At 59.7% G+C, this 16,582-nt stretch carries 13 protein-coding genes and 1 tRNA gene; 7 read left to right on the forward strand and 7 right to left on the reverse strand.

What is annotated here, in order from left to right; genetic code table 11:
- Together WD429_RS11505 and lexA are read right to left on the reverse strand one after the other, a co-directional pair.
- A partial coding sequence (locus tag WD429_RS11505; RefSeq protein ID WP_368422316.1) for a cell division inhibitor SulA occupies positions 1-491 on the reverse strand: 491 nt, incomplete at its 3' end.
- 33 nt (positions 492-524) lie between these two features.
- Complete coding sequence (gene lexA / locus WD429_RS11510; RefSeq protein ID WP_368422317.1) at positions 525-1,133, reverse strand: transcriptional repressor LexA; 609 nt, start codon at positions 1,131-1,133, stop codon at positions 525-527.
- 162 nt (positions 1,134-1,295) lie between these two features.
- Between lexA and WD429_RS11515 the strand changes: the two genes are divergently transcribed.
- From WD429_RS11515 to WD429_RS11525, 3 genes are read left to right on the forward strand one after another with little or no spacing between them, the layout of a single operon-like run.
- Entirely contained in the window at positions 1,296-2,297 is a 1,002-nt protein-coding gene (locus WD429_RS11515) for an amidoligase family protein (protein WP_368422318.1), read from the forward strand.
- Entirely contained in the window at positions 2,290-3,027 is a 738-nt protein-coding gene (locus WD429_RS11520) for a gamma-glutamyl-gamma-aminobutyrate hydrolase family protein (protein WP_368422319.1), read from the forward strand. The genes WD429_RS11515 and WD429_RS11520 overlap by 8 nt, the downstream gene beginning before the upstream one ends.
- A 33-nt stretch (positions 3,028-3,060) precedes the next feature.
- Positions 3,061-3,744 carry an SIMPL domain-containing protein gene (locus WD429_RS11525; RefSeq protein WP_368422320.1) on the forward strand — a complete coding sequence of 228 codons (684 nt, stop codon included), beginning with the start codon at positions 3,061-3,063 and terminating at the stop codon, positions 3,742-3,744.
- On the opposite strand, the gene WD429_RS11530 is transcribed toward WD429_RS11525, so the two are convergent.
- Together WD429_RS11530 and WD429_RS11535 are read right to left on the reverse strand one after the other, a co-directional pair.
- A complete protein-coding gene (locus WD429_RS11530; protein ID WP_368422321.1) occupies positions 3,741-7,508 on the reverse strand; it encodes a translocation/assembly module TamB domain-containing protein in 3,768 nt (1,255 codons plus the stop codon). The genes WD429_RS11525 and WD429_RS11530 overlap by 4 nt on opposite strands.
- Positions 7,505-9,262 carry an autotransporter assembly complex family protein gene (locus WD429_RS11535; protein WP_368422322.1) on the reverse strand — a complete coding sequence of 586 codons (1,758 nt, stop codon included), beginning with the start codon at positions 9,260-9,262 and terminating at the stop codon, positions 7,505-7,507. Before WD429_RS11535 ends, WD429_RS11530 begins: the two co-directional genes overlap by 4 nt.
- Positions 9,263-9,469: 207 nt before the next feature.
- Here WD429_RS11535 and WD429_RS11540 point away from each other — a divergent pair, with 207 nt between their 5' ends.
- Genes WD429_RS11540 through WD429_RS11550 form a run of 3 tightly spaced genes read left to right on the forward strand, consistent with a single transcriptional unit; the run spans position 9,470 to position 13,059 of the window.
- On the forward strand, positions 9,470-10,774 hold the full coding sequence (locus tag WD429_RS11540) for an acyl-CoA dehydrogenase family protein (protein WP_368422323.1): 1,305 nt from the start codon (positions 9,470-9,472) through the stop codon (positions 10,772-10,774).
- Positions 10,775-10,799: 25 nt separating this feature from the next.
- The gene (locus WD429_RS11545) at positions 10,800-12,011 is read left to right on the forward strand and encodes an acyl-CoA dehydrogenase family protein (RefSeq protein ID WP_368422324.1); all 1,212 of its coding nucleotides are present in this window, start codon (positions 10,800-10,802) and stop codon (positions 12,009-12,011) included.
- A 40-nt stretch (positions 12,012-12,051) separates the two neighbouring features.
- Positions 12,052-13,059, forward strand: a complete 1,008-nt coding sequence (locus tag WD429_RS11550) for a hypothetical protein (RefSeq protein ID WP_368422325.1) — start codon at positions 12,052-12,054, stop codon at positions 13,057-13,059.
- Positions 13,060-13,190: 131 nt separating this feature from the next.
- Here WD429_RS11550 and WD429_RS11555 read toward each other — a convergent pair.
- Both WD429_RS11555 and WD429_RS11560 read right to left on the reverse strand, forming a co-directional pair.
- Positions 13,191-13,267, reverse strand: a tRNA-Met gene (locus WD429_RS11555).
- A 99-nt stretch (positions 13,268-13,366) separates the two neighbouring features.
- Positions 13,367-14,710, reverse strand: a complete 1,344-nt coding sequence (locus WD429_RS11560) for an acetyl-CoA C-acetyltransferase (RefSeq protein ID WP_368422326.1) — start codon at positions 14,708-14,710, stop codon at positions 13,367-13,369.
- A 163-nt stretch (positions 14,711-14,873) separates the two neighbouring features.
- Between WD429_RS11560 and WD429_RS11565 the strand changes: the two genes are divergently transcribed.
- On the forward strand, positions 14,874-16,280 hold the full coding sequence (locus WD429_RS11565; protein WP_368422327.1) for a 3-oxoacyl-ACP reductase: 1,407 nt from the start codon (positions 14,874-14,876) through the stop codon (positions 16,278-16,280).
- A gap of 77 nt (positions 16,281-16,357) precedes the next feature.
- On the opposite strand, the gene WD429_RS11570 is transcribed toward WD429_RS11565, so the two are convergent.
- The coding region (locus WD429_RS11570) for a hypothetical protein (RefSeq protein WP_368422328.1) at positions 16,358-16,582 on the reverse strand (225 nt) is incomplete at its 5' end.

Genomic DNA, 16,582 nt, shown 5'->3' on the forward strand with positions numbered 1-16,582 from the left:
CGAACCACAACCCCGTGACTGTTACCTTCTGCAGACGCTTGCTGCAGCGCCTCCAGGGCATTGCGGCCCAACTTTCGCGTCCACATCACCACGGCGTGACAAGTACCGGCGCTGAGGGCCCGCTCCGCCAACTGGCGAGCCGGATAGTCCGGCGTTGAGCGCAGCACCAGCAACTCGCCAGCAACAATCCCATGCATTTTCTGCCATTTATTGACCAGCGCCGCAGGCGGATCAATCCAGGCTAGCCAGCGTTTTTCCTGATTCAATTGGGTCAACATTGGCAGCAACAGCTGGAAGTTTTCCACCTGCCCTTCTGGCAGGATAATCTCGGTCACATTACCGGTTACCGGCGATTCAGCCTCAGGTCGTGCGCCCCTGTTGGAGCCGGCACGAACCACGGGCACCGTCCCCGCCACAGACCTTGCAGAAGCCTGGTAGCCAAACGCCGCCCGGGAATAGGCCATATTCTGATTAAAGCTGAGTTGTTCCATGATGCGTCTCACCTTCTGGTTAACCGGTGTGGATCAGTGCATATCCGAACGACGGATGACACCAACCCCAAGCCCCTCGATAAAAACCTCCTGCTCCCGCAGGTCTACCTCAATCGGAGCAAATTCTTCGTTTTCCGCTATCAACAACACTTTTGACCCTTCCTTGCGGAAGCGTTTAACGGTGACTTCTTCACCGACACGGGCAACAACGACCTGGCCGTTGTGAACGTCCTGAGTGCGGTGGACCGCCAACAGATCGCCGTCAAGAATGCCGATGTCCTTCATACTCATGCCGCGCACTCGCAGCAGATAGTCTGCCGAGGGTGAGAAAAACTCAGGCTTCAGGGTGCAGTGATCTTCAATATGCTCCTGAGCCAGAATGGGGCTACCGGCGGCAACCTGACCGATGACCGGCAGGCCCAGATCGGCTTCCGCCTCCGGGAGGCGAATACCACGGCTGGCACCCGGCACCATTTCAATGGCCCCCTTTCGCGCCAGCGCTCGCAGATGCTCTTCCGCGGCATTGGCAGACCGGAAGCCCAGTTCTGCGGCGATTTCCGCCCGGGTCGGGGGATATCCGGTTTCATCCAGATAACGCCGGATGATATCCAAAACCTGTCCTTGCCTTGCTGTCAGCTTCATGGGGCCGCCTATTCAGTCCTGTTTTTATATACAGTGAATTGACTATATACAGTGTTTTATCCAGTGTAAAGTCTGCTTTCTGACTTTTTTGTCAGCTCCGCCCCGGCTCGCGTCCACGACGTCTGTGCTAAAGTAATGCCAACCCATTGTGGAGGCACAGGAATGAGCGAATCACAGGCATGCAGAATGCCGGACATACTCAGAACCGAATCCGGTGAGGAGCGCCGTGTGGGCGTTGAAATCGAGTTATCCGGACTGAGTTACGGTGCCCTCGTGGAACTGGCCGGAAAGCTGCTTTCCGGGTCCGCGACCGAGGCATCGAGATATGTCGCCGAACTGGAAACAGACCTGGGCAAATTCACCATCGAACTGGACTCTGATCCGATCAAGGACCTCGACCTCCGGGATGAACGGCTTCCGGAGTCCGTGCGGGAGTTGGGCGGTCAGGCCATGGAGGTGATTGATGCCGCTGCCGAGAAAATTGTCCCGCTGGAGATCGTCAGCCCGCCGCTTCCGCTTTCAACGCTCGAGCGCATTGAGACGCTTTGTGAAGAACTGCGCAAAGCCGGCGCGCTGGGTAGCCGGGAAGCGATTTACTACGCGTTTGGCCTGCAACTTAACCCCGAACTTCCGGACCTGAAAGCGTCCACCCTGGTGCGTTACCTGCAGGCATTCTCAATGCTTTACGACTGGCTCAAGGGTCGTCACCAGATCGATATCAGTCGCAAATTCACCAGCTATATCGAGCCCTGGAACGGCACCTACACCGACAAACTGGTCGCCGATGATTACGCACCCACGATCGAGCAGTTGATGCGGGATTACCTGAAGTACAATCCCACGCGGAATAAGGCGCTTGATCTTCTGCCCCTGTTTGCGCACATCGACAGCAAGCTGTTGGCGGAATACGTGGAGGATGAGCGCATTAAAAGTCGCCCCACCCTGCACTACCGGCTGCCGGACTGTGACATCGACAACCCGGAATGGCATTTCTCAACGGTCTGGAACGACTGGGTTGTGCTGGAGCAGTTGGCCAACAACGCCCCGGACCTGGCCGAGCTCCGCGCTAAATTCCGCGAAAGCCGGAAGCTTAGCCTGCGGAATCTCACCCAAAGCTGGCCCGACACCTGCGAACAGTGGCTGCAAACCAAAGGCTATGTCTGAGAACGTAACGGAGCCGCCGGAGCTTCCGGGCATTACCATTGGCATCAGCGGTCCGGTCAGGCGCAGCCTGGCACACCGCTTGATCAATCTGGGCCTGAAGCTCCACGGTGCCCGGACCCATTATATTCGCCCCGGATCAAAGGTGGATGTGTCCTTGCTGGACGGCCTGGTGCTGTCCGGAGGCACCCATGTCGACCCCTCACTTTATGGCCAGCGGTCGACCGTCACCGCCCGCTATGATTCGCGCCGCGATCAGACCGATCAGCGTCTGCTGGAGCAGGCGCGGCAGCTGAAGCTTCCTGTGCTGGGGATTTGCCGGGGGGCGCAGTTCATTAATGTGTTTCACGGTGGCACTCTGTGCCAGAACGTAACGCCCTTACGGGTCAACACCCGGCACCGTCCCCTGCTGCTGCCCATGCAGACCGTCAGGCTAGTGAAAAACACCCGGCTGGGCCGGTTGATGCACAGCCAGGTCATTGGCACCAATCGTATCCACAGCCAGGCAATCAAACGCCTGGGCGATGGTTTGCGAGTGGTAGGGATAGACAACGACCGGTTTGTTCAGGCAATTGAGAGCACTGGCGAGCAGTGGTTGATGGGGGTTCAGTGGCACCCGGAATACCTGCTCTATCACGCCGGGCACCGCCGAATTTTCAGTCACTTTGTGCACGCTGCCCGGGAGCGCAAACTCCGGCGGCTGGACGAAATTGACGCTCTGGACCCGGCATGACCGGATAATGATCGGCAGAACGGAGATCTGATTATGTTTGATGCCCTGAAGAAACACCTGATGCCCGGCCTGGCAGCGGCCCTGATACCCCTGGCCGCTCAGGCCGGAGAGGTCACCCTGACAGGCGAAGGGTCGGTCAAATACAGCCCTGACAGTGCCAGGCTGCAGTTCACCGCCAGCGCCGAGGAGAGTCTGCCGGACAAAGCGTCGGACCGGGTCAATGAGCTGATGGCGCAGTGGCGGAATTCAATCAGCGAGTACCGCGACCAACTGAACGACTACAGCGACGCCAACGTCAACCTCTACACCCGGATGGTGCCAGTGCAGGAGCGCGACCAGGAACGGGAACAGCGAGCGGTTGCCTCGCAGACCGTCAGTTTTTCCATTGACGACCTGGCGCTGCTTAACCCCCTGTTGGCCCAGGCGCAAAAGCTGGGGCTCGACTACCACCTGGGCTCCGGCAGCTTCTACCACTCCGACGAGAACAGTCTGGAAAAACAGGCGCTGGCACGCGCCATTGCCGACGCCCGATCCCGCTGTGAGTTTGTCGCCAGCGAACTCGATATGGCCTGCGCCGAGGTGATGACGATCAACATCAATGGCGGGCACCGTCCTGTGCCAATGATGGCAGAAGCCAAGTCAGCAAGGGATGTCGTGTCCAGCGTGGGCGACCGGGAAATTCAGACCAGCGTGAACGCCACGTTCAAACTGGACTAGAAATCCCGGGTGTAGAAAACATCCAGCGAGGAGGCCAGGCCACTGGCCGCCTCCATGTAGAAATAGCGTCCAAGGTCGTAGCGCAGCGCGACGGTGGTAATGGGCTCGAAAATACCGACACCATAGCGCAGGCTCAGTTTGTCGGTGACATAACCACTGGCTACCACGGATGCCTCATCACCGGAGCCTTCTGCTTCCAGAGTCAAATTGCGAATACCCAGTTCATCGCCCAGGCCCTGGGTCACCTTGCTTGCCTGGGTCAGCCCCAGCGACAATGCCGCCTGGCTCATTTGCCCCTCCTCGCCCCGACTTTGGGGCGAGCGCCCCAGAATCACATACGACAGCGCATCGCTCTGGGGCATGGACGGTTCTGAGAACACTTCGGTTTCCGGCTCACTCACCGGGCCGCTCAAGCGGATACCGGCCACCACCGTATCCACGCGACGAATCGCCTCCACATCCAGGTAGGGTTCCGACAAGGGCCCCACGAACATGATTCGGGCTCGGCGAAGCTCGAGCTCCTGACCATAAGCTTCATACTGGCCATCAACCAGCTGGAGCGACCCGCGGGTGTCCATATCATTGCCAATTCTCAGGGTACCCTCGAGATCGCCGGTCACACCGAAGGCATCAAACGTCACCTGATCGTCGCCGACCACCACCGTGACATCCATGTTCAGCGCCTGAACAGCAGATTCTTCCGGCTCGGCACCGACAATCACTTCATCTTCGGACACCGACACCGCCTGCTCTGGCAGCGTCCGCACCTCGATTTCGCCCCGGGGCACATCAACCCGGCCGCTCACGGACAGCTCGCCCTCGCGGAAGGCAATGGTGATGTCCGGGGCCACTTCAACCCGCGCGTAGGGATCGTAGGTCACCGGCAGGCGCTCCCCGCTGACGGTTACTTCCACCGACGGGGCATTTTCCCAGTCAAAAGCCCCTGTCAATCGGCCGCTACTACGCTCGTTGCTGCGCCAGCGCCCCTGGAGATCGGCGCTGTACCCATTGAGCGCCAGGGCGATTTCGACATCGTTAAGCGGTAGCGGAATCGCAGGGTCTACAAACCGGCCGTCAGTCAGAGTAATGTCACCCTTTACGGCGGGCTTCATCAGCGGACCGGACAACTCGCCTTCGCCGTTCAGCTCACCTTCCACCTCTTCCAGCCCTGCGACGACACCTGCCAGCGCGATATCCAGACCTTCCAGCGAGAATCGCCCGGTGACCGGTCGATCTTCCTTGCCGGGATCAACCGACAGGTCCAGCCCAAAACGACCGAGCTCCGGACCAGACAGCGCCAGCGCGACGTCAGCCATCTCCGGCTTCATCATGACATCCACCGTGAAGCTGTCGTGGCGAAGCGTTTCCCATTCGTCCTGCTGCACCATCACCGCAAAATCACCGGTGCCTGCATCCACTGAGAGGGTTCCGTCAGGCCCCTGCTCGGTCATTGCAAGGGCCACTTGCGCGTCGAGACTTGCGTCCCAGCGCAGGTTTTCCGGCATCAGCGGAGCCAGTGCTGACGTGGGGAAGTTGGCGATTTGATAGGCCAGTGCGGGTTCGGGTAACAGGGTCTGTTCGTCGGCGCACACCGAGCTGTCCTGCCAGCGCCAGCAATGACCACCAAGCGTCAGTGAACCGCCCTCGCCATACGCCAGCTGGGCGCGCTTATCCAGAGTCCAGGTTTGCGAGGCACCCGGCAGATCAATTTGTCCTCGATCAACGGCTCCCAGCCAGCTTTTCCAGGCCTCCCCGACAGCGCCGGAAAAGGCCAGGGCAACCTCCGCCTGATCGTGCTGCGCTGCCACCGTCAGGCGGTGGTTGTCGCGATCCCCGGTCAGCGCCAGTTCGAGATTTCTGAGAACCTGATCCGCGCTGCGGAGATCCTCCACGGTCGCTTTGGCGTTAATATTCCAACCGCTGGTCAGATCCGCTTCGAGTTCTGCCAGCGATACGGTGAGCTCGTCCTGCCAGGCCACGTCAGAAGCGCGAACGCTCAACTGACCCTCGGGTGCGTCGAGCGTGCCTCCGGTCAACGTGAGCGAGGCAGCCAGATTCCCCGCCAAACCCGTCACAATGGTGCCCGGCTCGGGCAGATCGACCTCGAAGCTCCCCGACAGTTCTGCCCCCCAGCGCCCGTTACCGCTGACCCGGTTCTGGCCCAGTTCAGCGATCAGGTCAGACAGCGTCCAGGCACCCGCTGATGCCTCCAGCTCCCCACTGGTGGCGGCCGGCTCGTCCTGCCAGTTGCCGGAAATATCCCAATGGGCGGTCATTTCCGGTAGGCCGTTATCCGGCAATCGGCCACGGCTGTTTACATTGCCATTCAGATTGGCCTCCAGAGCGGGCACCCAATAACCGGGATTAAAGTCTTCAAGAGTGAGCGCCGCCTTCCAATTGAGCTGGTTCGCAAATCCAATATCCGCGGTGCCTCGCAGCGAACCTGCGCCAGTGCGCACCACCAGGTCGGTCAGCGATACCGATTCCAGATCACCAGCCAGCGCCGTCTCCAGGTCGGCATCGCCCTGCGGGCCGGACACAGCCGCTTCGAGTTCCGCCTCATAACGGCCCTCCTGATATTGCAGATCGCCGTTCAGACTGCGCAGGGTAACCGGGGGTTCTTCCAGGTCCGGAAGCAGACTGTACCAGGGGAAGGTTTCCAGGCTCACGGTCAGACCCGCGCTCAGCGCTTCCGCCCAATTTATGTCACCGGCGAGCCGAAGTGTGCCCGGCTGAGGGCCGTCCTCCGGGCCGGCCAACTGAAGAACCACATCCGACGCCCCGGCAACGGAAAGCTGACCCTGCAGTGAGACGTCCACCGGCCCTTCCGTGCCCGGCAGCGTCGCCCTTGACCGCGTGGCAAAACCTTTTTCCAGGCTGCCATCCATAGACAACTGCCAGTTCTCCAGGGTCAAGGTCGAGGGCAATGTATCCAGAGCCAGGAACGACGCCGACTTGAGGTCCAGCTTCAGTGGCAGACGCTTGTCCAGAGGCGCACCACGCCCTTGTACCGAAGCGTTCAGGTAACCACGGCTCTCCCCGGACAAGCGTAAATCCTGGGCACTGCCGGTGAGATTCAGGCCAATAAGCCATTCGTCACCGTAAGGTGGTGGCAATGACACGTCCACGGTCAGGTCGAGTGGCCAGTCTCCGCGGGTTTCCAGGCGTCCCGACACATCCACGGCAATGTCGTCCAGCCGATACTCCGCCCGCTCCACAACCCAGTCCGTGCCGGAGCCGCGCGCCTTGACCTCCAGTCGATCCCAGACCTTGCCACCATCCACTGAAAACGGCCCGAGGCGGACGTCCCCAATACGCACCCCAACCGGAAGATTGACAGTCGGCAGGCTGATATCTTCACGGGGTTCATCGGCATCCCCGGAGGGCTGTAGCTGCAGGTCAATGCGCTCGGCGTACAGCGTGTCGAGGCATAGTTCCTTGCTCAGCAGGCAACCCGGAGACCAGTCCACCACAACGCCATCCAGTTCCAGCCCCGTGCCGTAGCCTTGCCAGCGCACGGCATCGGCCTGCCAGTAGCCAAACAGGGAGCCGGAATCCCCTTCAACATTCAGGCCTGGTATCTGGTCAATGACCCAGGCGGTGCCGGTTTCCGAGCGCAGTACAAGGAGCAATACTGCCACCAGCACCAACGGCAACAATACAATCAACAGCAGCGTGACCAGCAACCAGAAACGCCAGGTCCTGGGGGCCTTGTCCGGGTGTTGACCCGCTTCGTTTTCGGTGTCTTTTTCCACATCCGTCACAGTTCAGGCCCCATGGAAAAGTGAATGCGCCAACTGCCGCCGAACTCGTCATCCAGTCCCCGGGCGACATCCAGCCGCAGCGGCCCCACCGGGCTTACCCAGCGAATACCCATGCCCACACCGGTCGCGCGTGGATCGAACAGGTCGTCCACGGCGTTGCCCTCATCGACGAAAGCCGCCAGCCGCCATTTGTCGATGAATTCGTACTGATACTCCAGGCTACCGACCATCAGATAACGGCCACCGACCGCCACACCATTTTCATCCTTTGGTGACAGGGTTTCGTAGCCATAACCCCGGACACTCTGATCGCCACCGGCAAAAAACCGCAGCGACGGCGGTACGTTATCAAAGCGGTTAGTGGCCACTCCGCCAAACTGAAAACGGCCGAGGAACCGGTGCCGACCCGCCAGGGTATAGAGCCCGCGGGCCAGAACGTTGACGTGGAGGAGATCAACATCGGAGAGCACAGCCCGATGGGCACCGGTCACGTCGGCCTGAAGCCGGTAGCCTTTTGACGGGTCCAGCGGCGAATTGGCATGGAGTTTGGAATACCCGAGCCCCGGCAGCAGCAGACTGCTGGTTTTTGCCTCTTCTTCGCCAATCCGGAAGCGCTCCCCTTCCCAGCGCAATGAGGCCACCTGCAACCAGCCGGTATCCAACTGGTGCTTCCACTGTTGCCCGAACGTCAGCAGTTCAGACTCCACATCCTCAATATCCTCGCGTTGGTAGCCGGCTCCAAGACGGATGGAGTCGGTCATTGGCGGGTCCAGAGGCAATTCGTACCAGGTACTAAGGTTCTGGCGCGGTTCGGACAGTTCGGTTTCCACACCACGGCGGTGCCCCATAGGGTTGATCCAGTGCTCCCGCCAATTGCCGCGAAGCCTGGGGCCAACGTCTGTTGAAAAACCCACACCGGCTGAGACGGAGCGAGGGGGGCGTGTTGTCAGCCCGATATTGACGGGAATCACACGGTTTTCGGCACTGGTCGGAGAGGCATCGATGTCGACCCCCGAAAAGTAGCCGCTGTCCGAGAGGTCACGATTCAGTTTGGCGATCTCATCGGCGTGAAACGGCTGCCCGGGCTCGAAGGTGACAAACTGCTCCAGCAGGCTATTCTCAAATCCGTGCCCGTCCTTGAAGGTCACCTCACCCAGCCGATAACGCTCGCCGCTGCGGAATTGGATGGTGATGTCCGCCGTCCGTGCCTCGGGGTCTACCTCCAGCTTGCGGCTTACAAACTCACCATCGAAATACCCCAGACGGCGGGCCCGGTTCTGGATCGACTGACGCAAGTTGCTGTACTGACCGTGGTTGAGCACATCCCCCTCTGCGGGAGCAGCAGGAATTGCTTCCTGAAAACCGGCATCGTCGCGGGCGGGCCCCTCAATCACGACCTCCCGCGAGCGGATTCGCACCGGCTCACCGGGCACAACGGTGAGCGTCAGCACCGGAAGCTCATCGTCATCTCCGCCTTCAGCCACCGCCGATTCAATCACCGGATTGTAGTAACCCAACGCGCGAAGCGCCTCCTGCACCTGGGTTTCTGCGGTGCTGGAGTATCGCCGAAGGTTGCTTGCGCTGCGCCCGTCCACCTCACCCAGGAACACCTCGGCGTTATCCTGCAGTTGCGGGAAATCCCCTTCGATCACGACGCGTACCTGATTTGCCCACAGCGATTCCGGCACCAGCAAAAGCACCACACACAGCAGGGGAAGGCTGGGGAATCGGGAATGTCTAACGAGGGGTAACATCCGTTTACTGATCGTCTTTGTTGTGGTGAAAGATAGTACCTGGGCGCGAGTTTACCGGATTGACCTGACCGACCACGACCCACGCTCCTTACGCCAATGGCGGACCCGGGCAATGCGCCCATGATCAACCGATACCCAATTCAATAATAATCTGTCTGATAATAACAGGCGCACAAGGTTCCCGCGCGCTTTCAAAGGAGACCGACAATGACCAGGGACCCCATTGGTATCGCCCTGTCCATGATGAACCGCCTTGCCGCGAACCCGCTGCTTGACCGGCTCGGACTACGCACCACGACCGAACGAACCGCCTATCATGGTACCCGTATCGGATTTCGCACTCTGGCGCTCGCTGGCCAGGAATTTAACCGGGTAGCCAACTGGCTCCCCAAAAAACGGCTTCCGGGCAGGCCCGCCTCCGAACTCTTTGATCTTACGCTGGACGAAGACCAACAGATGATTGTCGACAGCCTTCACCGGTTGTCGCGGGACACCCTGAGACCCGGCGCAGCAGAGGCGGACGAAGCCGGCGCAATGCCGGCGGCCGTTTTCGAGGCAACGGCGGCACTGGGTTTGACATTGTACGCCGTACCGACCGAGTTTGGTGGCGTAGCGGAGGCTCAGTCACCGGTCACCAGCGTTCTGATCGCCGAGCAACTGGGGTGGGGTGACATGGGGCTGGCCATCGCGTTGCTGGCACCGTTCAGCGTCGCCCAGGCCATTACCCGCTGGGGAACCGGGGAGCAGCAGTCCAGGTATTTACCGGCGTTCTGTGAAGCCGAACCACCGGTCGCCACGATTGCGGTGGATGAGCCCCAGGCACTGTTCGACCCCCTCGAGCTAACCACCCGCGCAGACATCACTCCGTCCGGCTACCGCCTGAACGGGCAAAAGAATGCCGTTATTCTGGGAGCTGCAAGCGACATTCTGCTGGTTGCAGCTTCGCTGCACGGCCAGCCAAGGCTGTTTATCGTGGAAGCCGCCACCACCGGACTTGCCTGCCAGCCCGATCCAACCATGGGCCTGAGAGCCGCACAGCCCGCCACCCTGACACTGACCAACGTGGACGTTTCCGCCGATGCCCTGCTGGGCGACGACGACTTTGATTACCAGGCGTTCCTGGATATGGGTGCCCTGCTCCGCTGCGGCCTGGCCATCGGTACCTCCCAGGCGGTGCTGGACTATGTCATCCCCTTTTGCAACGACCGCCAGGCATTCGGCGAACCCATCAGCCACCGGCAATCGGTTGCGTTCATGATCAGCAACCTGGCCATCGAAACCGACAGCATGCGCATGCTGACCTGGCGCGCCGCCAGCCGGGCGGAAACCGGCCAGGCATTTCACCGGGAAGCCTGCCTGGCAAAACTGTTGTGCAACGAAAAAGCCATGGAAGTCGGCACCAATGGCGTTCAGTTGCTGGGCGGTCACGGCTTTGTCAAAGAGCACCCCGTCGAGCGCTGGTACCGGGATTTACGGTCTGTGGCCACTCACATCGGCGGCGTCCACGCCTGAGCCTGAACAAACCTGGAGCATTCCCATGTACCTGGAAATTCCGAAAAAATTCACGCCTATTGTCCATCAGGCGCGGCAAGTCGCGCGGGAAGTATTCCGCCCCATTTCCCGCAAATACGACCGGGCAGAACACGCCTACCCCAAAGAGCTCGACATGTTCTCGTCAATCATGGATGGCATGAATGACGGAGCGCCAGACGGTGGTGCCGGTGCGGGCAAACTTGCCCGGTCCGGCAGTGGTAATGGAGCTGCCGGCAACCGCAACGGCACCAACATGAAAACCGTGCTGGGCCTGACCGAGTTGTGCTGGGGCGATGTCGGCCTGGCCCTGTCAATTCCCCGCCAGGGCCTCGGCAACTCCGCCATCGCGGCCGTTGCCAACGAGGAACAACTGGCACGGCTGGGCAACACCTGGGCGGCCATGGCCATCACCGAACCGGGAACGGGTTCAGACACCGCCGCCATTCGCACCACCGCCACCGAGGATGGCGATCACTACGTGATCAACGGCGAGAAAATTTACGTCACTGCCGGAGAACGTGCCAACGCGGTGGTGGTTTGGGCCAGCCTTGACCGGAACAAAGGCCGTGCTGCCATCAAATCCTTTGTGGTGGAGAAAGGCACGCCGGGCATGACGGTGGAGCGGTTGGAGAAAAAGCTGGGCATTCGCGCCTCCGATACGGCCGCCATCCGATTTGAAAACTGCCGCGTGCCCAAAGACAACCTGCTGGGCGATCCAGAGGTCAGTGTCGACAAAGGCTTTGCCGGAGCCATGCAAACCTTTGACAACACCCGGCCAGTGGTGGCCGGCATGGCCATCGGAGTGGCCCGGGCGGCGCTGGAGCGTACCCGGGAAATCATCGAACAAACCGGGGTTGATCTCGGTTACCACACCCAGACCTGGACCCAACCGGCCGTCAGCCGCGAACTGCAATTACTGGAAGCGGAGCTGGAAGCCGCCCGATTGTTGACGCTGCGGGCGGCGTGGATGGCCGATAACGGCCAACCCAATTCACGGGAAGCCTCCATGGCCAAAGCCAAGGCCGGACGGGTCGGCAACACCGTGACCCTACGTTGCGTGGAGTTGTGTGGCAGCCTCGGATACGGCGAAACCGAACTGCTGGAAAAATGGGCGCGAGACTCCAAGATCCTGGATATTTTCGAGGGCACCCAGCAAATTCAGCTGCTGATTATCGCCCGCCGTTTGCTCGGGAAGTCGTCGGCGGAGCTGAAATAAGCTAACCTGTGAGAAAATTCACAGAAATTCAGGCACCTGAATGCTGAAGATCAACCGGGAAAACCTCACGAAGAGCCACCAGACCGTCTGGATCATCATCGACTTCCTGATGCTGGGCCTGCTGATTCTCAATCTGGCCCTCATCATCTTCGATTCCATCTACGCCTTCAGCGCCGTTGAGGGCTTTTTCGAAACGCAAACTCCCGCGTTCCACGCGCTCTACGATCCGATCCACGCCAATTTCCTCTTCTACGACCTGATCTTTGTCGGTATTTTCCTGACGGAGTTTTTCCTGCGCTGGGGCTATGCGGTCAAAGCGCGCATCTACGATCGCTGGTATTTCTACCCGTTCATTCACTGGTACGACCTGGTGGGCTGTATCCCCACCGCCGGCCTGCGCTTCCTACGGATTCTGCGGGTGATCTCGATCATTTACCGGCTGCATCAGTACAACATCATTGATGTCACCAGCACCAAGCTGTATCGCTTCGTCAATTTTTACTACGAAGCCTTTATGGAAGAGTTGTCCGACCGCATTGTCCTCAAGGTACTTTCCGGCGTGCAATACGAGATCAAACGGGGCTCACCGCTGTTTGATCGCATCCAGCACGACATTATCTTCCCCCGCCGGGACATGCTGACTGAGTGGATTTCCCAGCGCGTTGCCCAGGCCGCACAGGAAGGCTACGTGCCGAACCGTGGGGCGATGCGCAGCTACCTTGAGGATCGGGTAGACACAGCCCTGAAAGAAAACCTGGAACTGTCTCGCCTGAAGTTCCTGCCGGTGGTCGGTCCCACCATTCAGGAAACCCTGGAAGAAGCCGTCGGCGACATCGTCGCCAATGTCATCCATCAGATTCTGGAAGACCTTGCATCCGCCTCCAATCACGCCTTTATCGAGGACATCGTGAATGTGTTCGTGCCAGACCCCGAAGAGGTGCAAGGCAAGTCCGCCGAGAACGAGGCGCTGATCAACCTGATTGTGGAAATTCTGGACGCGGTTAAAACCCAGGTAAGGGTTAAACACTGGCGGGAGGACCTGCCATAAGCCCTCCCGCCAGCCACCCAAAGCGTTCAAAATTTCTATGAGTTGATCGAGAGCCTGCCCCTGGTCGCCGTTCAGGGCTCAGAAAGCAAAAAAGGCAGACCAGTAGTTAACTGATCTGCCTTTCTTAAATATGGTAGCGGGGGCAGGATTCGAACCTACGACCTTCGGGTTATGAGCCCGACGAGCTACCAGACTGCTCCACCCCGCATCAAACTGGTTGTTTACCGGGGAACCCCCGATCAACGAGGTGCGCATGATAAGGGGCAGATGTGCGTCTGTCAAAGGAAAACGGAACGTTTTTGAGCCCTTACCGTTCCAGGATCGCCGTCACGCCCTGACCGCCTGCCGCACAGATGGAAATCAGACCACGGCCGGTGCCTTTTTGCTCCAGCAGCTTGGCCAAAGTGGCCACAATACGGCCGCCGGTCGCGGCGAACGGATGGCCGGTGGCCAGGCTGCTGCCTTTGACGTTCATCTTGCTGCGGTCAATGCTGCCCAGCGGCTTGTCCAGGCCCAGGCGATCCTTGCAGAACACCGGGTCTTCCCAGGCTTTCAGAGTAGACAGCACCTGCGCCGCGAACGCCTCGTGAATTTCGTAAAAATCGAAGTCCTGCAGGGTCAGTCCTGCCTTTTCCAGCATTCGGGGCACGGCATAGGCCGGAGCCATCAGCAGGCCTTCTTTCTTGTCTACAAAATCCACCGCGGCCACTTCGGAGAATGTCAGGTAGGCCTGCACTTCCAGATTGTGCTCTTTGGCCCACTCTTCGCTTGCCAGCAGTACACAGGAGGCACCATCGGTCAACGCAGTACTGTTGGCGGCGGTCATGGTGCCATGTTCGCGGTCAAAACAAGGCTTGAGCGTCGATAATTTCTCCAACGACGTATCCGGGCGCAGGATGTTGTCTTTGTCCAGGCCAGCCAGGGGCGTCAGCAGATTGTTAAAGAAACCTTCTTCATAGGCTTTCTCCAGCTTCTGATGGCTTTCGAACGTCAACTGGTCCTGATCCTCGCGGGGGATGCTCCATTCATGGGCCGTGACCTGGCAGTGATCGCCCATCGACATGCCGGTGCGGGGTTCGCCGTTTTCCGGGATGTCCGGCACCAGGTGGCTCGGGCGGAAACGGCCCAGAATCTTTAGCCGCTCTTTCGCGGTTTTGGCACGGTTGAGATCCAGCAGGATTTCTCGCAGCCCCTCACCCACCCCAATCGGGGCGTCGGAGGTGGTATCGGTACCGCCGGCAATGCCGCATTCGATCTGACCCAACGCAATCTTGTTCGCCACCAGAATCGCGGCCTCCAGACCGGTACCGCAGGCTTGCTGGATATCGTAGGCGGGGGTTTCCGGGGCCAGCCCCGAACTCAATACCGATTCACGGGTCAGATTGAAGTCACGGGAGTGTTTGATGACAGCGCCCGCGACCACTTCGCCCAGCCGCTGGCCCTGCAGGTCAAACCGGTCTACCAGGCCGCGCAACGTGGAGGTCAGAAGCTCCTGATTACTGACCTTGCTGTAAGCGGTGTTGGACCGGGCGAACGGAACCCGGTTGCCACCGATCACGGCCACACGACGGACGCTGGCCGGGGACGTAGCCTTGGCTTTGGAGCCAGAGGCTGCGGTTTTCTTCTGTGCGGTTTTCTGAGCCTGTGCCATGATGTGATCCTGTATTAACGTGAGTAACCATTGCGAAGCAGTCTAGCGCCAACGGGTTCTGGCTCATTGGCATGCCTGACAATCCAGTCTGGGCATTGAGTCAATCCAAATACGGCCTGAATCCTTAACCTGTACGCGACTCATACCATCAAAGGAAGCTCGTATGTCTGACCTCTACCTCAAATTCGTCAACACACCCGTGGGCAAAACCACCGCCCAGACCCTCGGCTTGCCCTCCCCTGTTCCGCTGACACGCTGGAAGCGCTCCGATCAGCCGTTCATCGAGGGCGATGTGCTGGTCGGGGCGGCCGCCGGAGCCAAAGCCATCGGCGCTATCGGCAGCGTTCTGGGGGCCAGTGCCGCAAAGGTTCATCACGCGGATGGAATGGACACTCTGAACGATTCCGCCAAAGCTGGCAACAAAGCCCAGCCACTGGCCCTTGAGGGGGAACTGAACCAAAAATTCTCCGCGCTGGTGTTTGATGCCACTGGCATGAAAGACACCACCGATCTTCGTGCGGTGTACGACTTCTTTCATCCGACCATCAAAAAGCTTGCCGGTAACGCCCGGGTTCTGGTAATCGGCCAGGACCCCGCAACCTGTCGCAAACCCGCCCAGGCCGCCGCTCAACAGGCACTGGAAGGATTTGTCCGCGCGGTCGGCAAGGAAATCGGCAAAAAGGGAGCAACGGCTAATCTGCTGTGGATGGCACCCAGTGCCGACAAGCAACTGGATTCCAGCATTCGCTTTTTCCTGTCCCCCCGTTCCGCCTATGTGTCAGGCCAGGTGGCTCGCATCGGCAAGGCGACTGCCGCACCGGCCACCAACCCTGCCGCCCCGCTCTCCGGCAAGGTTGCCCTGGTAACCGGCGCGTCCCGGGGCATTGGGGCGTCCATTGCCGAAACCCTGACCCGCGATGGCGCAACGGTCATCGGCCTGGACATCCCGCCGGCCATGGAAGACCTGAAAAAAGTGACGGACGCCCTTAACGGCAAAGCGTTGGCGTGCGACATCACCGACGCGGCTGCGCCCAAGCTGATTGCGGATTTCGCAGAGGAACACTTTGGCGGCATTGACCTGGTGATTCATAACGCCGGCATCACCCGCGATAAAACCCTTGGCAACATGCCGGAGCATTTCTGGGACATGACCATCGCGGTGAACCTGACTGCCGAAGAGCTGATCGATGAGGAACTGATGCATCGGGAACTGCTGCGGGAGAACGGTCGCATAGTGTGCATTTCGTCCATCAGCGGCATCGCCGGGAACTTTGGACAGACCAACTACTCCTGCGCGAAATCCGGTGTTATCGGTTACGTCGAGGCGATGGCTAAACAGCTGAAAAACGGCATTACCATCAACGCCATCGCGCCCGGCTTTATCGAAACCCAGATGACCGCCGCCATGCCGATGACCATCCGCGAAGCCGGCAGGCGCATGAACAGCCTATCGCAGGGCGGGCAGCCGGTAGACGTGGCCGAGGCCATTGCCTGGTATTGCAACCCGGGCTCCAACGGCGTGAACGGCAACGTGGTGCGGGTGTGCGGGCAGTCGTTGATTGGTAAGTAACGCCTGAAGGCGTGCGTGGTGTCGGATTACGGCTTCGCCTAATCCGACCTACAAATCCGGCCATACCGTAGGTTGGATTAGCCAAAGGCGTAATCCAACAGATTTTTCAGTGGTGTCGGGTTACCGGCATGTTCGGGGTACTTCGTAGGTTGGATTAGCCGCAGGCGTAATCCAACAAACCAACCGAGCAGACACGCAAAACCACCGACAGCCAGACGGCTCGGTGTGCAACAGTAAAACAGGGGAAAAATGGTGGGTGGTACTGGGATCGAACCAGTGACCCTCGCCTTGTAAGGGCGATG

It is taken from the genome of Marinobacter sp., from assembly GCF_040904845.1.
Classification (GTDB): domain Bacteria; phylum Pseudomonadota; class Gammaproteobacteria; order Pseudomonadales; family Oleiphilaceae; genus Marinobacter.